General features: G+C 65.4%; 24 protein-coding genes. 9 read left to right on the top strand and 15 right to left on the bottom strand.

Annotated features, from left to right (window positions below):
• The first annotated feature begins 60 nt into the window (after positions 1-60).
• A complete protein-coding gene (locus ACERIM_RS14075) occupies positions 61-1,995 on the top strand; it encodes a beta-CASP ribonuclease aCPSF1 (protein WP_049966639.1) in 1,935 nt (644 codons plus the stop codon).
• A 250-nt stretch (positions 1,996-2,245) separates the two neighbouring features.
• Here the strand turns inward: ACERIM_RS14075 and ACERIM_RS14070 are convergent, their stop codons facing one another.
• From ACERIM_RS14070 to ACERIM_RS14035, 8 genes are all read right to left on the bottom strand, one after another.
• Positions 2,246-3,943 carry a histidine kinase N-terminal 7TM domain-containing protein gene (locus ACERIM_RS14070; RefSeq protein WP_373633190.1) on the bottom strand — a complete coding sequence of 566 codons (1,698 nt, stop codon included), beginning with the start codon at positions 3,941-3,943 and terminating at the stop codon, positions 2,246-2,248.
• Between the two features lie 306 nt (positions 3,944-4,249).
• Entirely contained in the window at positions 4,250-4,984 is a 735-nt protein-coding gene (gene bluB / locus ACERIM_RS14065; RefSeq protein ID WP_373633189.1) for a 5,6-dimethylbenzimidazole synthase, read from the bottom strand.
• A 99-nt stretch (positions 4,985-5,083) separates the two neighbouring features.
• On the bottom strand, positions 5,084-6,007 hold the full coding sequence (gene nth, locus ACERIM_RS14060; RefSeq protein WP_373633188.1) for an endonuclease III: 924 nt from the start codon (positions 6,005-6,007) through the stop codon (positions 5,084-5,086).
• Positions 6,008-6,082: 75 nt separating this feature from the next.
• On the bottom strand, positions 6,083-6,496 hold the full coding sequence (locus ACERIM_RS14055) for a DUF371 domain-containing protein (protein ID WP_373633187.1): 414 nt from the start codon (positions 6,494-6,496) through the stop codon (positions 6,083-6,085).
• 60 nt (positions 6,497-6,556) lie between these two features.
• A complete protein-coding gene (locus tag ACERIM_RS14050; protein ID WP_049966643.1) occupies positions 6,557-6,931 on the bottom strand; it encodes a hypothetical protein in 375 nt (124 codons plus the stop codon).
• A 62-nt stretch (positions 6,932-6,993) separates the two neighbouring features.
• Positions 6,994-8,337: an alkaline phosphatase family protein gene (locus ACERIM_RS14045; RefSeq protein ID WP_373633186.1), complete on the bottom strand. Its 1,344-nt coding sequence runs from the start codon at positions 8,335-8,337 to the stop codon at positions 6,994-6,996.
• A gap of 145 nt (positions 8,338-8,482) precedes the next feature.
• A complete protein-coding gene (locus tag ACERIM_RS14040) occupies positions 8,483-8,617 on the bottom strand; it encodes a hypothetical protein (protein ID WP_006650668.1) in 135 nt (44 codons plus the stop codon).
• 140 nt (positions 8,618-8,757) lie between these two features.
• Positions 8,758-9,288, bottom strand: a complete 531-nt coding sequence (locus tag ACERIM_RS14035) for an inorganic diphosphatase (protein ID WP_006182111.1) — start codon at positions 9,286-9,288, stop codon at positions 8,758-8,760.
• A gap of 204 nt (positions 9,289-9,492) precedes the next feature.
• Here ACERIM_RS14035 and ACERIM_RS14030 point away from each other — a divergent pair, with 204 nt between their 5' ends.
• The gene (locus ACERIM_RS14030) at positions 9,493-9,852 is read left to right on the top strand and encodes a PadR family transcriptional regulator (RefSeq protein WP_006650670.1); all 360 of its coding nucleotides are present in this window, start codon (positions 9,493-9,495) and stop codon (positions 9,850-9,852) included.
• Here ACERIM_RS14030 and ACERIM_RS14025 read toward each other — a convergent pair.
• The gene (locus ACERIM_RS14025) at positions 9,846-10,490 is read right to left on the bottom strand and encodes a hypothetical protein (protein ID WP_006650671.1); all 645 of its coding nucleotides are present in this window, start codon (positions 10,488-10,490) and stop codon (positions 9,846-9,848) included. The two genes, ACERIM_RS14030 and ACERIM_RS14025, sit on opposite strands and share 7 nt — an antisense overlap.
• A gap of 364 nt (positions 10,491-10,854) precedes the next feature.
• Complete coding sequence (gene rnhA, locus ACERIM_RS14020; RefSeq protein WP_373633185.1) at positions 10,855-11,448, bottom strand: ribonuclease HI; 594 nt, start codon at positions 11,446-11,448, stop codon at positions 10,855-10,857.
• A gap of 162 nt (positions 11,449-11,610) precedes the next feature.
• On the opposite strand from rnhA, the gene ACERIM_RS14015 reads away from it, so the two are divergent.
• Positions 11,611-12,573, top strand: coding sequence for a transcription initiation factor IIB family protein (locus ACERIM_RS14015; RefSeq protein ID WP_006182115.1), 963 nt, complete (start codon positions 11,611-11,613; stop codon positions 12,571-12,573).
• A 168-nt stretch (positions 12,574-12,741) separates the two neighbouring features.
• Here the strand turns inward: ACERIM_RS14015 and gfcR are convergent, their stop codons facing one another.
• Positions 12,742-13,395, bottom strand: a complete 654-nt coding sequence (gene gfcR, locus ACERIM_RS14010; protein ID WP_006650673.1) for a transcriptional regulator GfcR — start codon at positions 13,393-13,395, stop codon at positions 12,742-12,744.
• Entirely contained in the window at positions 13,392-14,516 is a 1,125-nt protein-coding gene (locus tag ACERIM_RS14005; protein ID WP_373633184.1) for a glucose 1-dehydrogenase, read from the bottom strand. The genes gfcR and ACERIM_RS14005 overlap by 4 nt, the downstream gene beginning before the upstream one ends.
• A 164-nt stretch (positions 14,517-14,680) precedes the next feature.
• On the opposite strand from ACERIM_RS14005, the gene ACERIM_RS14000 reads away from it, so the two are divergent.
• The 3 genes from ACERIM_RS14000 (at position 14,681) to ACERIM_RS13990 (ending at position 17,975) form a co-directional block, all read left to right on the top strand.
• Positions 14,681-15,979, top strand: a complete 1,299-nt coding sequence (locus tag ACERIM_RS14000; RefSeq protein ID WP_373633183.1) for an HAD family hydrolase — start codon at positions 14,681-14,683, stop codon at positions 15,977-15,979.
• Between the two features lie 296 nt (positions 15,980-16,275).
• Positions 16,276-16,956, top strand: coding sequence for a helix-turn-helix domain-containing protein (locus tag ACERIM_RS13995; protein ID WP_006650676.1), 681 nt, complete (start codon positions 16,276-16,278; stop codon positions 16,954-16,956).
• Positions 16,957-17,051: 95 nt separating this feature from the next.
• Entirely contained in the window at positions 17,052-17,975 is a 924-nt protein-coding gene (locus tag ACERIM_RS13990) for a dihydrodipicolinate synthase family protein (protein ID WP_373633182.1), read from the top strand.
• On the opposite strand, the gene ACERIM_RS13985 is transcribed toward ACERIM_RS13990, so the two are convergent.
• A complete protein-coding gene (locus ACERIM_RS13985) occupies positions 17,972-18,745 on the bottom strand; it encodes an FxLYD domain-containing protein (RefSeq protein ID WP_049966649.1) in 774 nt (257 codons plus the stop codon). The genes ACERIM_RS13990 and ACERIM_RS13985 overlap by 4 nt on opposite strands.
• Before the next feature lie 234 nt (positions 18,746-18,979).
• Between ACERIM_RS13985 and ACERIM_RS13980 the strand changes: the two genes are divergently transcribed.
• Positions 18,980-19,519, top strand: coding sequence for an HAD family hydrolase (locus tag ACERIM_RS13980; protein WP_373633181.1), 540 nt, complete (start codon positions 18,980-18,982; stop codon positions 19,517-19,519).
• Positions 19,520-19,548: 29 nt separating this feature from the next.
• Here ACERIM_RS13980 and ACERIM_RS13975 read toward each other — a convergent pair whose 3' ends face one another.
• Positions 19,549-19,782, bottom strand: coding sequence for a DUF5822 domain-containing protein (locus tag ACERIM_RS13975; RefSeq protein ID WP_006182124.1), 234 nt, complete (start codon positions 19,780-19,782; stop codon positions 19,549-19,551).
• Positions 19,783-19,880: 98 nt separating this feature from the next.
• Here ACERIM_RS13975 and panB point away from each other — a divergent pair, with 98 nt between their 5' ends.
• Complete coding sequence (panB, locus tag ACERIM_RS13970) at positions 19,881-20,693, top strand: 3-methyl-2-oxobutanoate hydroxymethyltransferase (RefSeq protein WP_373633180.1); 813 nt, start codon at positions 19,881-19,883, stop codon at positions 20,691-20,693.
• Between the two features lie 177 nt (positions 20,694-20,870).
• Positions 20,871-21,071 (top strand): hypothetical protein, encoded by a 201-nt coding sequence (locus ACERIM_RS13965; protein ID WP_373633179.1) that lies wholly within the window; start codon positions 20,871-20,873, stop codon positions 21,069-21,071.
• 63 nt (positions 21,072-21,134) lie between these two features.
• On the opposite strand, the gene ACERIM_RS13960 is transcribed toward ACERIM_RS13965, so the two are convergent.
• Positions 21,135-21,911 carry an alpha/beta fold hydrolase gene (locus ACERIM_RS13960; RefSeq protein WP_373633178.1) on the bottom strand — a complete coding sequence of 259 codons (777 nt, stop codon included), beginning with the start codon at positions 21,909-21,911 and terminating at the stop codon, positions 21,135-21,137.
• Between the last annotated feature and the right edge of the window lie 188 nt (positions 21,912-22,099).

Below are 22,099 nucleotides of genomic sequence, written 5' to 3'. Positions count from 1 at the left end.
CCATCTGACGTCACACTCGGTTCTGGACGGCGAGTTCACGCAATCCACATTCGGCGACCTATGAGTACTGTAGAGCAGCAACTCGACGATCTCAAAGCACAGATCACGAGCGAGTTACCGAGCGATATCTCGGTCTCCTCAGTGAAATACGAAGGCCCAGAACTGGTGGTCTACACTCGCGACCCGAAGAAGTTCGCCCAGCAGGGCGACCTCATTCGGCAACTGGCGAGCAAGCTTCGCAAACGGATCACCGTTCGTCCCGATCCGAGCGTCCTCTCGCGGCCAGAACAGGCCCGCGAGGAGATCATGAACGTGATCCCCGACGACGCCGGAGTCACGGATCTCGACTTCCACGCCGACACCGGCGAGGTCGTCATCGAGGCCGAAAAGCCCGGCATGGTCATCGGCCGTCACGGGTCGACACTCCGGGAAATCACGAAAAACGTCGGCTGGACGCCCGAAGTCGTCCGCACGCCGCCGATCGAGTCCTCGACCGTCTCGAACGTTCGGAGCTTCCTCAAGCAGGAACGCGACGAGCGCCGGGACATTCTGGAGAAGGTCGGCCGACAGATCCACCGCGAGGAGATGTCCGACGACGAGTACGTCCGCATCACCACGCTGGGCTGCTGTCGCGAGGTCGGTCGCGCCTCCTTCATCCTCTCGACGCCCGAAACGCGGATCCTCATCGACTGCGGGGACAAGCCCGGCGCGGAAGGCGAAGTGCCGTACCTCCACGCGCCCGAGGCGCTCGGCGCGGGCCCACAGACCATCGACGCGGTCGTGCTGACCCACGCCCACCTCGACCACTCCGCACTGATTCCGCTCCTGTTCAAGTACGGCTACGACGGCCCGATCTACTGTACCGAGCCCACCCGGGACATGATGGGGCTACTGACGCTCGACTACCTCGACGTCGCGGCCAAGGAGGGCCGCAGTCCGCCCTACGAGAGCGAGCAGGTCCGCGAGGCGATCAAACACTGCATCCCGCTCGAGTACGGCGACGTCACCGACATCGCGCCCGACGTCAAACTCACGTTCCACAACGCCGGCCACATTCTCGGCTCGGCCGTCTCGCACTTCCACATCGGTGACGGCCTCTACAACGTCGCGTTCTCCGGCGACATCCACTACGACGACACCCGCCTGTTCAACGGCGCGGTCAACGACTTCCCGCGCGTCGAGACGCTCGTCCTCGAGTCGACCTACGGCGGCCGCAACGACTACCAGACCGATCAGGAAGACTCCGAGCGCAACCTCAAGGAAGTCATCAACGAGACCTACGAGCGCGACGGCAAGGTCGTCATCCCCGCCTTCGCCGTGGGGCGATCACAGGAGATCATGCTCGTCTTAGAGGAGGCGATGCGCAACGGCGATATTCCGTCGATGCCGGTCCATCTCGACGGGATGATCTGGGAGGCGACTGCGATCCACACGACCTACCCCGAGTACCTCCGGGACGACCTGCGCGACCGGATCTTCCACGAGGACGAGAACCCGTTCCTCGCCGACGAGTTCAACCACATCGACGGCGGCGAGGAAGAACGGCAGGACGTCGCCGACGGCGAGTCCTGTATCATCCTCTCGACCTCGGGGATGGTCACCGGCGGCCCGATCATGTCCTGGCTCTCCCACATCGGCCCCGATCCGGACTCCTCGCTCGTCTTCGTCGGCTACCAGGCTCAGGGGACGCTTGGTCGTCGCATCCAGAACGGCTGGGACGAGATCCCCACCAGCGAGGTCGGTGCCATGGGCAACGGCGGCGGCCGCGGCACCCTCTCGCTGAACATGAACGTCGAAACCGTCGACGGCTTCTCCGGCCACGCCGACCGCGCCGGCCTCGAGAACTTCGTCAAGACGATGAACCCCCGTCCGGAGAAGGTGCTGTGTGTTCACGGCGACGAACGCTCCACGCAGGACCTCTCGTCCGCACTCTACCACGAGTACGATATGCGGACCTTCGCGCCGAAGAACTTGGAGACCTTCCGCTTCCTCTGATCGGCTTCGAACCGCGAAAACCGCGACGCGGTCGCTGCGGTCCCACGCGATCGCTTCGTGACGTCGCCGTCCCGTTCGAGGTCGGTTCGTGACCTCGCACTGCACGCACTCTTTGCGTCTCCTGGAGCGTCTGCAGCGTTTGGGCCGCCCAGAAATCGTCGATTTCCGCGGGCCGCGAGGCCCGGCACCGGCTCGGCGCACGGATTCGAACAGGGGCGGCCGCTTGCGCCCGTGACGCGACCGTCGCCGGTCATTCCCCGAGCGGCGCTGGACGCTCCCGTCGAGCCTCTACTTTCGGGAGTTCCACGACGAACGCCGCGCCACCCTCCTCGGCAGTTTCGACCCACACGTCGCCGCCGTAGCCTTCGACGAGGGTATCGACCAGATAGAGACCGATTCCGGTGCCCTCGCTCTCGAGGCCTTTCTGACCGCGCCCGAAGATTTCGTCGCGTTGCTCCTCGGGAACACCGGGGCCGTTGTCCGCGACGCGGATCGCGACGGTTTCGTCCCGGTCCGCGATCGAAAGCACCACGCGTGGGTCGTCCGCGTCGTTGTGTAGCACAGCGTTGTTGAGGAGGTTCGTGAACACGGACGACAACATCTCGTTGGCCCGTACCGTCACGTCGGCCGGCGGTTCGTCATCGAGACGGAACGACGCGTCGGGGTAGCTGGTTCGCGCTTTCTCGAGTTGATTCGAGACGACAGGCAGCAGGTGAACGGGTTCGAGGTCCAGATCGCCGTCGGTCGTTAGCGTTTCAACGAGATCGCCGATGACCTGCGTGAGGTCGACGACATGATCGCTGCTCTCGAGCATCAACTCGAGGTGTTCCTCGCCGTCGGGGTCGACGTAATCGGCGAGGAGGTCGCCACGACCGATGATAACGTTCATCTCGTTTCGAATGTCGTGGCGAACGATCCGATTGAGGACGGTCAGTTCCCGTTCCCGGTTTTTCAGTTGTGTGATGTCTCGGAGGACGATCAACTGGCCGGTCTGGTTCCCTCGGGAGTCCGTGAGCGGCGACAGTTGGATGGCGAAGTGTCGCGTCTCACCGTCGGTTTCGAACGCCCATTCCGTTCGGGCGTCGGCGGTGTCGGTATACTCGGCAAACGGGGCCGAGGGAAACGCCGCCGCGAGCGAGTCACCGATCGAGATCTCGGTGTCGGCGAGTCGTTTGGCCGAGGGGTTCGCATCGACGATCCGATTCGCCGCGTTGACGACGAGGACGGCGTCCTGCATGTTGTCGATCACTTTCGTCCGCGCGACGGGAACGATATCGAGGAGTTGCAAGCGATCCACTGCGACGTAGAAGCCGACGACCTTCACCGTACTCGTCAGAGCGAGCGTATCGACGGGGACGTACCCGAGCCACCAGACGAGCAGCCCGACCGTAACGAACAGGATCGTCACAATGAGGACGCCCGCTTGCTTTTCGAACCCCGGAAGCGAGCGGAGCAGCCGGATCAGCAGGTAGACTGCGAGCCCGAGATACGCCAACATGGTCACGGCGTAGATCCAGTACAGCGGTTCGAACGTGGGCACGAGGAGTCCAGTCGCCGGATCGACCGATGCGGTGTACACCCACTCGTGACGGTCGTTCGTCCACGCCGCAAACTGGATCAGGACCGGAACGACGGCGAGTAACACCCCGTTTCGATACGTTATGTACTCCTCGTTGTTGGTGTACTCGATCGCCATGAGCAGATAGCCGATCCCCATGAACGACCCCGCGACGAACCGCCAGTTCCACCAGAAGAGTTTCGTCGACTCCGCCGTCGCGAACAACTGCAACGACACCGTCACGGAGAGGATGATCACGCCAGCGATGTCCAGCAGGAACCCTTTGGCTCCCCGCCGGTCGCGGCGTTGCCAGATCGTACTCAACAGGACGGTACAGACGACCGCCGCGATGATATACGGGAGCGCTATCGGCGTGTATTCGTACGTCATATTTCGGTAGAGGGCCTGTATTGGTCAGTATCGTCTCCTCGAGGGGGCGACAGCTGTCGCGCGTTTCCGTCGGCCGGTTGACAGCGCTGGCCGTTCGGACTCGGACATCCTCGCGGTGTACCGGCCGAAAGCGGAAACGTAAAACACGGCGTTTTTCGTTTGACACCGAGTATCAACCGTCGAGTTGCATTAACGTTGTGGCAGTCGTGGAGTTGTACCGGTCGCTCGCGGGGAGCCGGTCTCGACTGGCGTCCACCGTCGACGTCTCGGCGGGCACTCCCGGCCGCCATCTACTGCCGGACGGCGCTACCGTGGCTGTGATTCGGAGCGAGAACGCGGCTCGTGGCCGCGATCGCTGTCAGTGCCACGCTCGCGAGCAGCGTTGGTCGCCCGATCCAGATCCCACTGGCCCTCGTGGACGAGCGTCTCCACGTCGAGTCGCTCGCGCCAGCCTTCCTGTTGAAGCACGGGTTCGTCGGGGAACCCGTCCTCGGGATAGCCCAGACAGAGATACGCGATCGGCTTGACGTGGGCCGGAATGTCGAGAACCTCCCGGACCTCGTGAGGGTAGAGGACGCTCACCCAGCCGACGCCGATCCCCTCCGCACGGGCGGCCAGCCAGAGGTTCTGCACGGCGAGACAGGTCGAGTATACGTCGGTCCGCCGCATCGAACTTCGCCCCAACACGTGGGGCGCGCCCCGCGTCGGATCACAGGTCACGCAGACGTTGACCGGCGACTCGCGGATCCCCTCGAGTTTCAGGTCGGCGAACTCGCTTCGCCGCGGTTCCTCGTACCCCTCGCGGGCGGCCGCGATAGCGCGGTCGGCGATCTCGGCGATCTCGGCTTTCGTCTCCGTCTCACGGACGACGACGAGGTCCCATGGCTGGGAAAAACCGACGCTCGGAGCGTGATGGGCGGCCTCGAGGAGTCGCTCGAGGACGCCATCGGGAATCGGGTCGTCGCGGAATCGCCGGATATCCCGCCGTGTGAAGATCGCCTTGTACACTGCGTCCCGTTCCGCGTCGCTGAACGCAACCATTGTTTCACGAATGAAAGTTCGATTGTATAAAGGCGCTGACTGCCCGTTACGTCATCGACTCGAGCGAGACGGGTCGGGACCGTACCGTGGCCGGGTCCGTCACTCCGCCTCGGGTGCCTCGGCCGGGTCGACGACCTCGCCCGGTTCCGGATAGACGCCGACCTGATCGCAGCGGTCCGCCATGGGACAGGCGTCAGGGTCCTCGAGGCAGGCCGGCGTGCGCGCCCGGCAGTACTCGCGGCCGAACTGGATCGTCGCCGTATGTCCGAAGCCGCACTTGGCTGCGGGAACGTCGCGCTCGAGAACCTCGCGGACGGCCTCGTGGTCGGCGTCCGGAGCCGCGATCCCCATGCGTCGATAGATCCGGTGGACGTGGGTATCGACGGGGAAGACGCCGCCTCGACCGCCGGCGAAAAGCAGGACGCAGTCGGCGGTCTTCGGCCCCACGCCACGGACGCCGAGCAGCGTCTCGCGGACCTCGGCCGGCGGCTCGTCCTTGACGAACGCGTCGAACGCCGCGGCGGAGCCGAACTCCTCGAGGACCCACTCGGCGGTGTCGATGATGGTCTCGGACTTCTGGTTGTACAGGCCCGCGCCGCTGATGGTCTCGGCGAGCGTCGACTGTTCGGCGGCCGCGAGCGATTCGGCGAGGTCGATGTCCTTGGCTCGCGGTTGCCCGCTCACGGCTTCGTCGTTCGCATTATCGAGGCCCTCACGTCGTTCGCGCCTCGCATCGCTCGCACTGTTTGCGTCGCGGTGCGACACACCACCGTCGTACCGGTCGATCAGCGCGTCGTGGGCCGGCTGACTGGCTTTGTCGCTCGTGTTCTGACTCAGGATCGTCCGGACGAGACAGGTGAAGGCGTCACGACCACCGTACTCCTTCCGCCAGAACAGTTCGCCCAGCCGGTCGACGACCTCCTCGGCGCGGGTGTCGGCCGTCGCCGGATCGAACTCGGCGGTCCGTCCGCCACCGGCCGTCCCGCCGCTGATGTTGACCGCTGGCTCCGAATCGTCGCTCATACTGTCCCGTTCGGACTTCGACCCCAAAACCGCGGCGGACGGTCGGCGGACCGACGGTTGTGGCCCGGGGCTCGCCTACTCGACGGTGATCGTCACCGTCGCCTCGGCACCGTCGGAAAGCGCCGCCACGAGGTCGCGGTCGAACCCCTCGGCCGCGAACTCGGCACTGTTGACGATCGTCCGGTCGTCGACGTAGTCGCTCGTTCGCCCGACCGCGCTGCGTTCGTTCGTAAACTCGAGGTCGGGATCGCCCCGTCCGGTCACGGACTCCGTATGGCCGTCGGCCTCGAGCGTGACGGTGATCGTCGCGTCGGCGTCCCGACAGGCCGCGACGAAGTCGGGATCGAAGTCGGCCGGCGCGCGGTCGGCCTCGATCGCGAGGATGCAGTCGCCCGCGGGAGTGAGGTAGTCGTCGGTCGTCACCTCGAATGTGCTGGCGTGTTCGGCGGTGACGTTCTCGTGGCCGCGAGCGTGAATGACCTCTTCCATGGACGGCGGTTCGTCGCCGCCGGGAAAACGGGATCGAATCGGGGCGGGGAAGCGGTGGTCTCACTCATCGGTCGACGACCGATAGCCGTCGCGGAACTGTCGAACGACTGCCCCGATGGCGTTGCCCAGAACGACGAAAAGCAAGATTGCGACGACGCCACCGCTCAGTTCGGCGTTCGGTGAGCCCATCGCGATCCCGGCGATCACTGCGACCGCCCCGCCGGCGACGGCCAGCGCGGCCAGCCCGAGTTGGAGATCGGACCCGGTCCGGCGGGCTAACAGCGACTGCGGTAGGCCGACGCCGACGATCAAGTAAATCGCGATCCCGATCGGCGTGATCCCGAGCAGGGCCGGGCTCTCGGTGATCGCGCTCGCGACGGCGGCACACAGCAGCGCCAAGGCGAAGCAGCCCCCGACGAGGAGAGCGTCTCTCATACGTTCTGATCATTCCGCGGCGAAAATAGTCTTTCGTCGGTCGTCGATGCGACGAGCCGTGGTCAGACGAGACTCGCGCCGTCGAACTCGCCGCGGCTGTACTCGAGGTCCAGCAGGTCGAGGATCGTCGGCGTGATATCGAAGAGGTCGGCGTCCTCGATCGCCGCGTCCGGCGAGTCGATGTACAGCGACGTGTCGTCGAAACTGTGCATCCCGTTGCGCGGGCCGGTGTCGAAGACCTCGCCCTCGCCTTTGAAGCCGGATTTGAGGTCGAAGCCGTTGTTCGGGATCGCGACCAGGTCCGGCGCGATGTCGTCGTGGTCGCCGCGGAACGCTTCCTCCTTCTCGACGACGCGGTCGACTACCTTGTTCCCGTCGGGGCCCTCGAGCGCCTCGAGGTCGGCCTTGAGTTGATCGCGGACCGCGTCGTACTCGTCTTCGGGGACGGCACCGCGGGGCTCGCGGCCCTCGAGGTTGATGTAGAACCGGCCCGGAATGAACGAGTAGGCCTTGGTTTCGTCGGAGATGTCGCCCAGTTCCTCGGGGTCGTCCGTCCCGAAGGAGAGCCACCCCTCCTCCCGAAGCCACTCGTTGAAGTGGACCTCGTAGTCGAGACTGGTAAAGCCATGATCGGAGGCGACGATCATCGTGACGTCGTCGGGCAGCGACTCCCGCAGGCGGCCGATGTAGTCGTCGACTTTCTTGTAGAATTCGATGAACTCGTCTTTGTACTCGCCGTCGCGCTCGTAGTCTTTGAACAGGAAGTGGTTGACCCGGTCGGTCGTCATGAAGACGCCGAAGAACAGGTCCCAGTCGTCCTCCTCGATGTAGTGCTGGAAGGCCTCGTACTGGGCGTCGACGGTCGCGTGAGCGTCCTCGATGAACTCGGATTTGTCGTCCTGATGGCCGAGTTTCGGGTTGACGTCGATCCGGTAATCGAGCGTCTCGAGGTAGTCGCGGACGTCGTCGGGGTAGGCGGCCTTGTCGAGGCCGGGCGAGAGAAAGCCCGAGACCATCCGTTGGACGTCCCGCTGGGGCGGGAAGGTAACGGGGACGTTCATCACGGTGGCCTTACGGCCGTTCTCCTGGACGCGGTCCCAGACGCGGTCGGCCTGGACGTCACGTCCCATCGGAACGTAGGTGTCGTAGGTGCCGTTTTCACGATCCTGGAAGCCGTAGACGCCGGTTTCGCCCGGGTTCATCCCGGTGGTCAGCGACGGCCAGCAGGCGCTTGACTCCGGCGGGACGATACTCGAAATCTCGCCGGCGGTTCCGTCCGCGGCGATCGCAGCGAAGTTGGGAAACAGTTCCTCGTTCTCCGAGAGGAGACTATACGGTACGCCGTCGACCCCGATAAACGCGACCCGGGGGTCACCGTCGCCCCGTAATCGGTCGAACAGACCCATGGACGGACGTAGTTCGACCGCATACAAGAAGGTTCGTTTCGAGACACTGTTTTCCGAACGGCCGAGGCACGAACCGGCGGTGCCCGTCGGGCGGGGACACGACGGTAGCACACGCAGCGTACCGACGGGTCATGGACCGTCGTCCCTACTCGTCGGTCGCGCTCGAGTCGTCGGGGTCGAAGTTGGCCGGGACGACCGTGAGATGGGCCATACCGGCTGCGGACTCGTCCGCGTCGTCGGCCGACGATGACGTTCTCGGGGCGGAGTCGGATGCTGCCATACAGGAACGACTACGGCGGGAACGGGGATAAAATTACCCATGCTCATAACGAATCAGCCGGTCGGCCACGGATAACTCTCGGGTATCCGTTCGCGGCAGCGAGAGAAAACGGGCGGAGCCGCGAGCGCGGCGGGTCCCGTTTAGAAGTTCTCGTCGTAGAGGTCCTGGGCGTGTTCGATCGCGTCGTAGGCGGCCTGCTTGTCCTCCCAGCCCTGCGTCTCGACTTCCTTGCCCTCCTCTAAGTTCTTGTAGGTCGCGAAGAACTCGTCGATCTCATCGAGTTGCTGCTGCGGAATGTCGTCGAGATCCTCGATGTGATCGTAGCGCGGGTCCTCCGAGGGGACGGCAATGACCTTGTCGTCCTGTTCGCCGTCGTCGTCCATCTTCATCAGGGCGACCGGGCGGGCCTCGATGACACAGCCGGGGAACGTCTGGTCCTCGACGAGGACGAGGACGTCGAAGGGGTCCTCGTCGTCGTAGTACGACTGCGGGATGAAGCCGTAGTCGCTCGGGTAGTGAACGTTGCTGTGGAGGACGCGGTCCAGTACGACGCCCGGGACGTCCTTATCGTACTCGTACTTGTTTCGCTCGCCCTTGAGACACTCCACGACGGCGTAGATCTCTTCCGGCGGGTTCGGTCCGGTCTCGAGGTCTTCCCAGAGGTTGACCATGTACCGGAGGATCGACGGTCGATCAAAAAGTACTTTCGTAATCGAGTGTCACTAGTCAGTTGACGGTTGCCAGCTATGGAACAGACGACGAACGGGCCCGTTTCACCGGCGTCCGGCCGCATCGCGGCCGTACGGCCCATCCAACCCACTGAAACGACGGAATGGTTGACAAGTCTTAAATAGTCTGGTGACATTTACATAGCCATGTCAGAGGCACAATCAATCACCGACGAGCAGAGTGTTGCGCGCGAACTCACAGCCTTCCAGAATAACATCCTCGTGATCCTCGCCAAGGAGCCGATGTACGGCCTGGCGATCAAACGCGAACTCGAGGACTACTACGGGACGGAGGTCAACCACGGTCGACTCTACCCCAACCTCGACGAACTGGTCGATCTGGGACTGGTCGAAAAGAGCGAACTCGACAAGCGAACGAACCAGTACTCGCTGACCGACGACGGCTACGACGCCGTCCTCGACGGCATCCAGTGGACCCTCTCGAAGGTCGTCACGGGCGACGACCGCGCCGACGAGATCCGCGAGATCGTCGACGAGAGCTACTGAGAGCCGACGGTCGGGGCCGATTCACCGGTGGCCTCGAAGACGAGTTCGATCGACTCCGCGATCACTTCCCGTTGTTTTTCCGACGGCCAGGCGTTCCTGACGAGGTACTCCTCCCGAAACTCCGCGAGTTCGTCGGCGGTCAGTGACGCGATCGGTTTCGCGTAGTGATTGCCCGCGAAGTCCGCAAGCAGCGCCGCGTTGTCCCCGTGAACGTCGCCGTGGGCTTCCCTGACCGCGGCGACGAGATCCCGGTTGCGCTCGTCGACGGCCGCCCAGTCGTCGGGGTCTTCGGTGCCCTCGAGCGGGATCTCGACGGCGCGGTCGATGTCCTCGATGCGGTCGGTCCTGATGACGCCGGCTTCGTCGTCGTGCCACTCTTCGGGGTGACAGACGAGGACGTCGTCGCCGTCGTCGTCGCGAATCCGCGACGTGAAGTCGTGGTTCTCGAGCAGTTCCTCGCGCCGCCGCTCGTAGGCCTCGATCTCGTTGTCGTCGACCGCGGTGCGCTCGAGGCGGGTCAGTCGCTCGACTTCGTCGACGACGCCGCGCGGGAGGTCCCCGTCGGGTTCGTCGTCGGTGGCGTCTCCGTCCCGCTCGTCGGCCGCACCGTCGGCATCGATCGCGTTCGGATCGGTCATAGGGGTGTGTATGGACGCGGGCGGGTTTCCGCTTGCCGATCCGTTTCGACGGTTCGTTCTGATCGATAGTCGATCGGTGGAACCGGATCCCGACGGAATTGCCGCGGCGAGAATTCGGGGGAAGCGTTCTGCTATCGTGGCAACAGGGAACGGCCACGCCCTCCCCAGCCGATTTCTGCTCACGGGCGCGCAGCGCCCGTTCGCATGGTTCGCGGAACCTTCGGTTCCGCGCTAACGCTCGCGAAGCTCGCTCACTCATCCCTCGCACGATGTCATCGATCCGCCCTCACTGGCGTTCGGACGGATCGACAGCGCGCGCCACCGTAGATCCCCCGGTCGGGCCGATACGATGTATCGTGTGGAGTCAGGCCCGATCCAGCGCCTCGTTGACCAGCCCGTCCGCGCGGTCGTTGACCTCGCGGGGGACGTACTCGAGGGTCCACTCGTCGAACGCCCGAAGCAGTTCGTGGACGGTGACGCGTTTCTCGCGGAGGTCGGGGTCGTTGGTGTCGTACTCCCCGCGGACCTGTTTAACGATGAGTTCGGAGTCGCCGCGGACGTGGACCTCGTCGTAGCCGTAGTCCCGGGCGGCTTCCAGTCCCGCGATCAGCGCCTCGTACTCGGCCTGATTGTTGGTGGCCGTTCCGATGGTCTCGCCGTCCTCGGCGACGATGCCGTCGCCGGTGACGATCACCCAGCCGATCGCGGCCGGACCGGGGTTGCCCCGCGAGCCGCCGTCGAAGTAGACGTGAGCACGGCCCCCGCCCTCGCGGAGCAGTGCCTCGATTTCGCGGGGCTCTGCCCCCTGAATCACGACCTTGTCGTCGTACGCGACGGCGGTCGCGGAGCCGCGGCTCGCCCGCCAGCGTTCGTGGTCGGTGTTGCCCGACTCGACGGTTACCCCCGCTGCCTCGAGCCGTTCGCGAGCCGTCTCGACGTCGCACTCGATGACCGGCATTCGTCCCCGAGGTGGGGCAGAGCCGGATAAAGAGTTTCCGATTCCGAATGGTAAACCTCGACTCTCGACACCCGTATTGCCTGTTTTCGGGCGTTTTGGGTAGTCGGCCGAAACGAGTGGCCAAAAGTTTATATACCGTCGTGATACTACTATAAAAGTGCGATGACACGGTCCACCCGCCAGCGGGAGCGAACGCGCGAGACGGACGAGACCGAGGAACAAGAGGGGGTACGTGCCTGCCCCGAATGTGAATCGGATAATCTCGTTAAGGACTCCGACCGGGGTGAGCTCATCTGTGAAGACTGTGGGCTCGTCGTGGAGGAAGAACAGATCGATCCTGGCCCGGAGTGGCGGGCGTTCAATCACCAGGAACGACAGGAGAAGTCCCGCGTCGGTGCGCCGACGACCCAGACGATGCACGACAAGGGACTGACGACGACCATCGACTGGAAGGACAAGGACGCCTACGGCCGCTCTATCTCCTCGAAGAAACGCAGTCAGATGCACCGCCTGCGCAAGTGGCAGGAACGCATCCGCACCAAAGACGCCGGCGAGCGGAATCTGCAGTTCGCGCTCAGCGAGATCGACCGGATGGCCTCGGCGCTCGGCGTCCCGCGGTCGGTTCGGGAGGTCGCGTCGGTGATCTACCGGCGCGCGCTCAAGGAAGACCTCATTCGCGGACGCTCGATCGAGGGCGTCGCGACCTCGGCGCTGTATGCCGCCTGTCGAAAGGAGGGCATCCCGCGAAGCCTCGAGGAAATTTCGGAAGTCTCCCGCGTCGAACGCAAAGAGATCGGTCGCACGTATCGATACATCTCGCAGGAACTCGGCCTCGAGATGCGTCCCGTCGACCCGAAAAAATACGTCCCGCGATTCTGTTCTGAACTCGAACTCTCCGAGGAAGTCCAGACCAAGGCCAACGAGATTATCGAGAAGACGGCCGAGGAAGGACTGCTCTCGGGCAAGTCGCCAACGGGGTACGCCGCGGCCGCGATCTACGCCGCCTCGCTGCTCTGTAACGAGAAAAAGACCCAGCGCGAGGTCGCCGACGTCGCGCAGGTGACCGAAGTGACGATCCGCAACCGGTATCAGGAACAGATCGAAGCGATGGGCATTCACGGGTAGGGGTTCGCCGTCTCCGATTCGCTTTTTTGGGTCACTCGCTCGACAGCAACCGGTCTGCCCGTGGTCACGAGACGCACGGATCGCGGGCATCGGCCCGCCGGACCGAGCCGTCGCTCGAGTACGTATCGGGCAGGCCGAACGAGTCGTACGGCAGCGGCCGGCGGTCGCCTAGTCGTCCTTGCCGACGCTGATGACCTGCAACAACGAGTAGACGGGGACGCCCGCGAGTTCCTCGAGGCCCTGTTTGTCCGCGAGGACGATACAGGCGAGGGGTGTGCCGCCCTCGGCGCGGATCGCTTCGATGGTCTCGCGCATGGTGGTCCCGCTGGTGATGGTGTCGTCGACGACGTAACACTCGCGGTCGCGGATCCCGGCGAAGTTCCGGGAGAAGGTCCCGCCGAGATCGTCGATGTCGCCTTCCTCCCACTGGTGTTTCGCGGGGGTGTAGGTCCCGAGATCGGTCTCGAGTTCCCGGGCGACCAGCGTCGCGATGGGGCCGCCGGCTTTCTCGATGCCGATCGTGAGATCGACGTCCTCGCCGTGTTTGGCGAGCATGTCGGCCATCGCTTCCGCGATGGCGCTCATGCGTTTGCTGTCCCGGCCGATCGCCGACCAGTCGACGTGGATGTCCTGTGGCCCGCTTGCCCCGTTGTCGGGCTGGGCCGTCTGCTGGTCGGCCGGCTGGGGCGTCGTCCCGCTGCGCTCGACGAGCCAGCTCGCGGTCTCCCGCGAGACGTTCAACTCGTCGGCGATCTCGCCCTTCGAGAGGCCACGAGCCGCGAGTTCGGCCGCGCTCTCGATCAGGTCGTCGACGTTTTTCATATGGGCATAAATTCGACCGCCGTTTTTATAGTCGTATCGTCATCGGGGCCCACACCCGAACCGCCGTCGGTCGTCGCGGCGGGGGCCGTCGCCGATGGGAACGCTCGCTCGATCTCGTCGAGCCCGTAGATCCCGGTCACGATCGACTCGAGGAGCCAGTCGGGCAGCGCCGCGAGGGTATCGATGGCGGCCTCGAAGTGGCCGCGGTTGGAGTTGACGCTGCCGACGAGGGCCTTGTTCGAGAGGACGAGGTCGCGATGGAGGCGGCCGCCGTCGATCTCGAACGTCCAGTCGGTGGGAACGCCGAGCAGGGCGGCGACGCCGTTGGGTGCCAGCGCGTCGATCGACTCGAAGGCGTGTGTGGCGTGGCCGGTCGCCTCGTAGACGACGTCCATCGGCTCGTAGGCGGCGGCGACCTCGTCGACCGGCGTCTCGCGGGAGTCGACGTAGGTCGCGCCGAGTCGCTCGACGATATCGATCGTCGGGTGCGGGCGATCCTTGCGGCCGAGACAGTAGACCCGCTCGTAGCCGAGCGTCTCGGTGAACATTGCGGCGGTCAACAGCCCCAGCGCGCCGGTCCCCAACACGAGCGCCGACTCGGGCCGCCAGTCGAACGCCGACCGGGACGCGCGGGCGTGTTCGATCGCCTTCTCGGTGATGCTGATCGGCTCGACGAGAAAGCCCCATGGCGCAAGTTCGTCGGGGATCGGGACGAGATACGCTGCCGGGCTCGTGACGTACTCGGCCATGAACCCGTGGGCCCCGACGATGCCGCGTTCGACGTACTCCCCCTCGGGGGCCATGTCCGGGTCGCCGCGCTCGAAGTAGTCGTTGGTCTCGACGCCCGGCGGGGGCCGGCGGACCGTCGGTACGACGTACTGGCCCGCCTCGAGTCCGGTGCCGTTCGGGTCCTCGACGACGCCGACGGCCTCGTGACCGAGGACGAGCCGATCGTCACCGTCGGGGACGCCGCCGTGCGTTCCCTCGATGACCTCGTAGTCGGTGCCATCGACGCCCACACGATGGATTCGGACGAGGGCCTCGCCAGGAGCCGGTTCGGGAACGGGTCGGGAAACGACGTCGGGGCCGCCCGCTCCGGGCTGAACTGCGATGGCTTTCATGTGAACTCGATAGGGGCCGTGAGGATAAATATTTATTCCTATCCGAGTAAACTACCATACTATCGGATGATCGAACGCTCACGCTCACACGAACGAGTCCGAACCGTGTCTCGCACCGACCGATACCGGAAACGGTTATCCGCCTGCCCATGCCTGTAAACCACATGGAACGGTACGATCTCGTCTACCGACTCTACGACGAGTACGACACGAAGACCCTCCGCGAGTACCAGGAGTTCGTCGACGTCTTCCCCGCCGTCGACTCCCGAGTCGCGTTGGAACACTGGCAGGAGGCGACCGAGGAACTCGAGGCCCGGAAAGACGAGATCCGGTCGGACTTCGCGGCCGGGGAGACCTTCGCCGAGATCGCCGCGCGGGCGACCCGCGATCAGGCCTTTACTGCCCTGGACCTCGAGACGAAGTACGGCCGGGCGGTCAACGTCCTCGTGTTGGACGTCGACGAGACGCTGCGGTCGGCCGGCGGCACGGACAACGAGATCCCCCGGGAGACGCTGCACCTCCTGACGGAGTTTCACGACGCCGGTGTCCCGATCGTCATCTGTACGGGCCAGACCTTGGAGAACGTCAAGGGCTTCGCGATCCAGGGGCTGGGCAGCGAGATCGTCCATTCGGGGAACCTCTCGATCGTCTACGAGGCCGGGACCGGTGTGTTCACGCCGGGCCACGGCGCGGCGACGAAACAGTTGCTCTACGAGGACCTAGACGAGACCATCCGCTCGGTCTTCGACGACGTGCGGTCGCGGGTCCTGCCGGAAGCCCCGGAGGAACTCCGCCGGGGCTGTCACCTGCAGGGCAACGAGTTCAACGTCACGATGAAGCCCAACTACGAGACCGGTTCCGCGGACGCCCGCGACACCATCGACGAGGCGCTGGTCTATCTCATCGACCTGCTCGCCGACGCCGTCGGACGGACCCTCGAGGGGGCGGCGACCGACGCCGGCATCGATGCAGCGGGAGAAAGCGACGGGCTGACGCTGGACGGGCAGACCGTCGCCGCCTGGACCCGCGCGTTCTACGCGGCCCAGGACCCGGAGATCAGGGGCGTCCTCGAGAGCGAGGGGGCCTATCCCGACCTCAACGCTGACGATGTGCCCGACTCCCTCGCGGCGGTCTTGGAGCGCATCGACGTCGCCTACTACGAGGCCGACGCGGCCGAGATCGGCAGCCTCGAGTTGAACAAGGTGATCGGCGTCGAGCGCGCGCTGGAGGTGCTTGGCGTCGACGATCCGTTCGCCTTGGTGATGGGCGACTCAAAGAGCGATCTGCGGGTGATGCAGTGGGTCGATGAAAACAACGCCGGGATCGCGGCCGCCCCCGAACACGCCTCGCGGGATACCTTGGAACACGTCCTCGAGACGGACGAACTCGTCTTCGATCGGGGGAAAAGCGTCGACGTCCTTCGGACGGTGTACGCGCTCAATCGGCTGGCCCGACTGGGCTGAGCGAACAGTCGCGATCGCCGTTCCGCCACGTGGTTTTGACCGTCTCAACCGGTGACGTGCCGACTTAAACGGCCGGAATCGGAAGGGCCGCTCATCAAGCGTCCTGGAGTCCTCCGTTCTCCCAGCACGATCCGGTCGAGCGTGGTCGTCAGCGGCTGTCGGAGCCGTTCGACGCCGCGTCCCACGCCGCTGCGGATCGGCTGGATACGAATGAGACCACTCGAGTCACACTGCTCCCCTGACGGCGACAGCGGTCGCCGAACGGGTTCGACCGCACGTTCCGAGGTGACCGTCCAATGACGACGATCGCAGAACTCTCGCTTTCGACGGACGAGTTCGCACTCGCAGAGACGTTTCAGGAACTACCGGCCCTCGAGGTCCGCGTCGAAAGCGTCGTCGCGGAGGGGCCGACCCGGACCGTCCCGCTGGTCTGGTTTTCCGAGGTCGACCGCGAGACCCTCGAGGCGGCGCTCGAGGCCGACTCGACGGTCGACGACTACCGCCAACTCCTCGAGAACACCGCGGACGGCGACCTGTTCTACCGCGTCACGTACACGGAAGCGGTCGGGTCGGTCTGTTGCTGTGTGTACGAACACGGCGGGACGGTTCTTGACGCCCGCGTCGCGGACGGGCAGTGGACCCTCCGATTGCTCTTTCCCCACCGCGAGGAACTGTCCGACGCCGTCTCCGGGATCGAGGCACAGGGCGTCCGGATCGACGTCAGGCGCATGGTCGAGGCCGGCACGGACGAGGACCTCGAGACGACGGCGGCCCTGACCGAACCCCAGCAGGAGGCCATCGCCGAGGCCTACCGGCAGGGCTACTACGACGTCCCCCGCGAGATCTCGCTCGAGGAGTTGGCGAACGAACTCGATATCTCCCATCAGGCGCTGTCCGAACGGCTCCGTCGGGCGAACCGCGTCCTCGCGGGGGAACAGCTCGACGAGCCCGCCGGCGAGGTGGCGACGCCGGACTGAATCGCGTCGCGCCGTAAGCGACGCGCCACCGCTGTTGACCACTGAACGCAGCGGACGGCGCGCCTTTTTTGCCCGTGCCGGGCGGACGATCGTCCATGGCTCAGCACGACCCCGGCGCTGGGGATCCGCTGTCGCTTCGCGGCGTCGTCCCACCGACGGTCACCGCGTTCCGAGACGACGAGTCCGTCGACTACGAGCGGACGGCTGCACACGCACGGTTCGTCGTCGATCGCGGTGCCCACGGCGTCTTTCCGCTCGGAACCAACGGCGAGTTCCCTCTCCTATCGGGGGCGGAACGCGACCGCGTGATCGAGGCGGTCGTCGACGAGGTCGGCGACGAGGTGCCGGTCATCGCCGGCGTCGGCGCGCCGAGTACCTACCGGACCGTCGCCCGCGCCGAACACGCCGAATCGGTCGGCGCCGACGGCATCGTCGTCGTCACGCCCTACTACTATCCGCTCGACCACGAGGGTGCGATCGAACACTACCGCCGGGTCGCCGCGGCCGTCGACCTGCCGGTCTACGTCTATCATATCCCGAGCAAGACGGGCAACGAACTCTCCCTCGAGACGCTCGCTGCCCTCGCCGAGATCGACACGCTCGCGGGCGTCAAGGACTCGAGCAAGGACGTCCCGTGGCTCGCGCAGGCGGCCGACGCCCACCCGGAACTGACCTTCCTCGCGGGGTCGGACTCGCTGGTCTTTACCGGCCTCGCGGTCGGCTGCTCGGGCGCGGTCAGCGCCGTCGCCAACGTCTTCCCGGAACTGGTCGTCGACTGTTACGAGGCCTACGACGCCGGCGAACGCGAACGGGCCCGCGAGCTACAGAGCGATATCTTCGCCGTTCGGGACGCCCTCAAGACCGGCGATTCCTACATGTCCGGCGTGAAAACGGCGCTTCGCATGCGGGACTTCGACGCCGGACCGCTCCGGAGTCCGCTGCGGCTCGCGGACGACGAGTCCGCCGCCGAGATGCGCGACCGGCTTCGCGACCTCGACGTTCCCCTCGAGGGAGTCTAGGCCTCCTCGGCCGACGGGACTCCGTCGGCGAACAGGAACTCGCGGTCGTTCACTGCGTCCGCGCGTCGGTCCTTCCAGTCGAAGGGGTAGCCGCTTTTCGTTTCACCCGCGGGGAAGTCCTCGAGGTGACCGACTTCCGTGTTCAGGAGGAACTCGTCCTCGTAGAGTTTGAGGACGGCGTACACCGACTCGATCGGCTCGTCGCGTTCGTTGGTGAACCCGGCCGTGTACCGAACTCCGGTCTCGTCGAAATAGCGATCGACGTTCGCGACCGTCATGCCACCGACGTCTAAATTGACCGGCTCCGCGGGCGTCTCGTCGACGACCTCGAGGTCGAAGCCCTCGACCGCGCCGGGATCCGTGCCGTGGTGGTACACCCGCGCTTTCCAGGTCTCGCCGGCGGCGATCGTCGCGATCTCGGTCGTATCGGTTCCGATCGTTCCGCCGCTCTCGTCGTACCAGGTACAGCGGACCGTCGCGGTCCCCGACGGCCCGCTCCCCTCGTTGTCGACGTACGCATCGACGTAAGCGTCCTCGATCTCCCAGCCGATGTCCTCCTGTTCTTTCGTCAATCGCCCGCTACCGCGAAGTCCGAGGTCCGACCCCTCGGTGAGCAGTTCAGTTCGTTCCCAGTCGGAACCGGCCCCGTCGTCGCTACTGTTGCCGTTCCCCGACTCCCCGTCGCTCGAGTCGGTTCCGTCCGAACTACAGCCCGCGATCGTCGCCGAAAGCGCTACTCCCCCACCGAGTAACAGATCTCTCCGTTGCACAGTCGCTTTCACCTTCCGAACATATTTAATATTGTGACCGTTCTGACCCCGTTCATCCCGATCGTCGCGGGGCCTTTTACCACGGCCGTCGAACGGCCGCCATGGAACTCATCGCGGAACGGGAAGCGGTCCGCGAGACCCTGCCGGCCGCTCACGGCTCGGGACCGGGGTGACCGGCCGGCGAGTGCCGACCGCACCGAAGCTCCTATTCTCCTCTCGCCCGTACGGCCGTCCGTGAGCGAGTACGACGCCATCGTCTACGATCTGGACGGGACCCTCGTCGATCTCGTGGTCGACTGGGACGCCGTCGCCACCGACGTCCGTGAGGTGTACGACGGCGCGAACCGCGACCCCCCAGGTGAGGGGCTCTGGGCCATGCTCGAGGGCGCGGCCGAGGTCGGACTCCACGCGGAGGTCGAGGCAGCCATCGCGGCCCACGAACACGAGGGCGCGCGGGCCTCCGAGCGGCTCGCACGCGCCGACGATCTGCTCGACCGGTCGCTGCCCGCGGGTGTCTGCTCGTTGAACTGCGAGCGGGCCTGCCGGATCGCGCTCGAGGAACACGCCCTCTTGGCGGCGGTCGAGGCGGTCGTCGGTCGGGACACGGTCGGGACGTGGAAGCCGGATCCGGAGCCGTTGCTCGCGACGGCGCGCCGGCTCGAGGTCGAGCCGGGACGAGCGCTGTTCATCGGCGACTCCGAGCGCGATCTCCGGACCGCAGAACGAGCGGGAATGGACTTCGAGTACGTCGGCGAGGGACCGTCGGGCGTCTGAGACCGACCGGCGGCGGCCGAATCTTCCGATTACGTCTGCTTTCGCTTGGCGTAGGCAAAGACCACGAGCGACGTGACTAACCAAACGGGGGCCCCGACTCGGATCGCGAACTCGGCCCGGTCGGCCCACGACGGCAGGGTCACGGTCGTCGAGAGGGCAACGACGATCGGTGCGCCGACCAGGATGGTGGCGACGAACGTCGTCTGCATCACCCAGCCGTAGTCGACCCCGTCGGGCGAGGTCGTTTCGACGCGTTCTGGCACGCGTGGGTATGGCGACCGGTCCCTCTTAAGCGCGCCGGGTCCGGCCGAGCGCGGCCGGAGAACAACGAGGTTTAATCGTGGGAGGTCAAGCTATGGGTATGCCTACCGTACGGGATGTCAGGTCGAAAGCGGGCGAGGAACCGATCACGATGTTGACGGCGTACGATGCGCCGACGGCCTCGATCGTCGACGAGGCCGGCGTCGACATCATTCTGGTCGGGGACAGCCTCGGAAACACGACGCTCGGCCACGAGACGACCCTGCCAGTGACCGTCGACGACATGGCTCGCCACACGGGCGCTGTCGCGCGGGCGACCGAGGACGCGTTGATCGTCGCCGACATGCCCTTCCTCTCGATCGGCGTCGACGAGGCGGCAAGCGTCGAGAACGCCGGCCGGATGCTCAAGGAAGAGGACGCTCACGCCGTCAAACTCGAGTGTGGTCCCCACACCGTCGATCTCACGAAAAAGCTGGTCCAGCTCGGGATTCCAGTGATGGCACATCTCGGGCTGACTCCCCAACACGTCAATCAGTACGGCGGCTATCCCCGGCAGGGAACCGACCAGGAGGCCGCAGCACGCATCCTCGAGCTGGCCGAGGCCCACGAGGAGGCGGGCGCGTTCTCGCTGGTGCTGGAACACGTCCCCTCGAACCTCGCGGCGGAGGTCACCGACGCCATCGACATCCCGACGATCGGGATCGGCGCCGGGCCGGACTGCGACGGACAGGTACTGGTCGTCGACGACGCCGTCGGGCTGAGCGAGTGGACTCCCTCGTTCTCGAAACAGTTCGGGGACGTCCGCGGGGAGATGGAGTCGGCGATCGACGACTACGTCTCGGCCGTCGAATCGGGCGAGTTCCCCGCCGCGGAACACGGCCACGAGGAGAGCGATCTCGAGGAGCTCTACTGACGGCTCCGTTCTCGGCTCGCGCGGCCGAGCCCGAACGGTCCGCTCGCAATCCCATGGGTCGCTCGACGGTAAATATATAAGGGTGATAATACCACATAGTATTGTACTCTCGGTTTAGGGCAGACAGTTATATGCCAGAACGGGGAAGACGCGGATAGACCGCGGAGGATCGGTATCATGTCCGAATCATCGAAACGCGCCACCGGCGAACGCGAGTCGGCTAGCGACCACGGATCGGAACTGCAACACGTCACCGTCGAACACGACGATATCGCAGTGTGTACGATGTTTCCACAGAATATCGACGAGGACGCGATATCGACGGCGTGGCTCACCGCCACGACCGACTCGTTCGTCGCGCTCGAGGACCGCCGTTAGCTCCCTCTCGCGGGACGGTCGCCGTTCTCCTCCGGTAGTACGGGTGGCTGTCGCCGCTCCCGATCAGCCCTCGAGATCCGCGAGAAACGCCTCGATGACCCTGTTGAACGCGTCCGGACGCTCGATCATCGCCAGATGCGCCGCATCCTCGATCTCGGCGAGCCGGCCTCCCTCGATCTCGTCGGCGAGGAACTCGTGGAACCACGGCGGCGTCAACTGGTCGTGTTCCCCATAGAGCGCGAGCGTCGGGACGGTGATCTCCTCGAGGCGGTCGCGGACGTCGAACTCGTGGGAGGTCAAGAAATCCCGTCGCGTGACCGCCTGTCCGGTGTCGGCCATCCGGTCCATCGATCGCTCGCGGACGGCCGGGTCGGGGTCGTGAAAGAGCCGGTCCGAGCCGTGCAGAAATTCGATTGCCCGCTCGAAGTCCGATTGCAGCCACGTCAACAGGTCGTCGAGAACGCCCAGCCGCGCGCCCGTCCCGGTCAGAACGGCGGCGTCGGGATCGACGTGGCGCTCGAGGAGCAGTTGGAGGACGACCGCACCGCCGAGCGAATTCCCGACGAAGACCTCGGCCCCGGTCGCCTCGACGACGGCGAGGGCGTCGTCGGTGTAGGCCGACAACGTGCTGTAGCCGGCGCTGGCGTCGATATCGCCCGAGTCGCCGTGGCCGCTGAGGTCCATCGCGACGACGGGACGGTGTTCCGCCAGCGCGTGCTGGCCCGTCCAGACGTCGCGCGATCCCCCGCTGCCGTGGACGAAACAGATCGGCGGTCCGTCGGCCCCTCGGTCGATAACCTCGTACGCCGTCTCCCTGCCGTGATGTGTTACCGTTTCCATACGCGAGGACACGAGGGGGACGGCCATAAAGACTCGAGGCGGTTCTCACCGGAGAACGCCGGCACGAGGGGTATCCCCGTTCGGGTCCAACGACCGCGTCCCGGGCCGGCGGCTGCCTCGCCGACCGGCACACCGTGAACTACGAACAACGATCTCTCTATCCACCCCGCCGCCTTCATGCGGTCTAT

The organism is Natrinema sp. H-ect1, from assembly GCF_041821105.1.
GTDB classification, from domain to species: domain Archaea; phylum Halobacteriota; class Halobacteria; order Halobacteriales; family Natrialbaceae; genus Natrinema; species Natrinema thermotolerans.
Note: the sequence above shows the minus strand (reverse complement) of the source record. Positions and strands in the feature narration are given on the sequence as shown.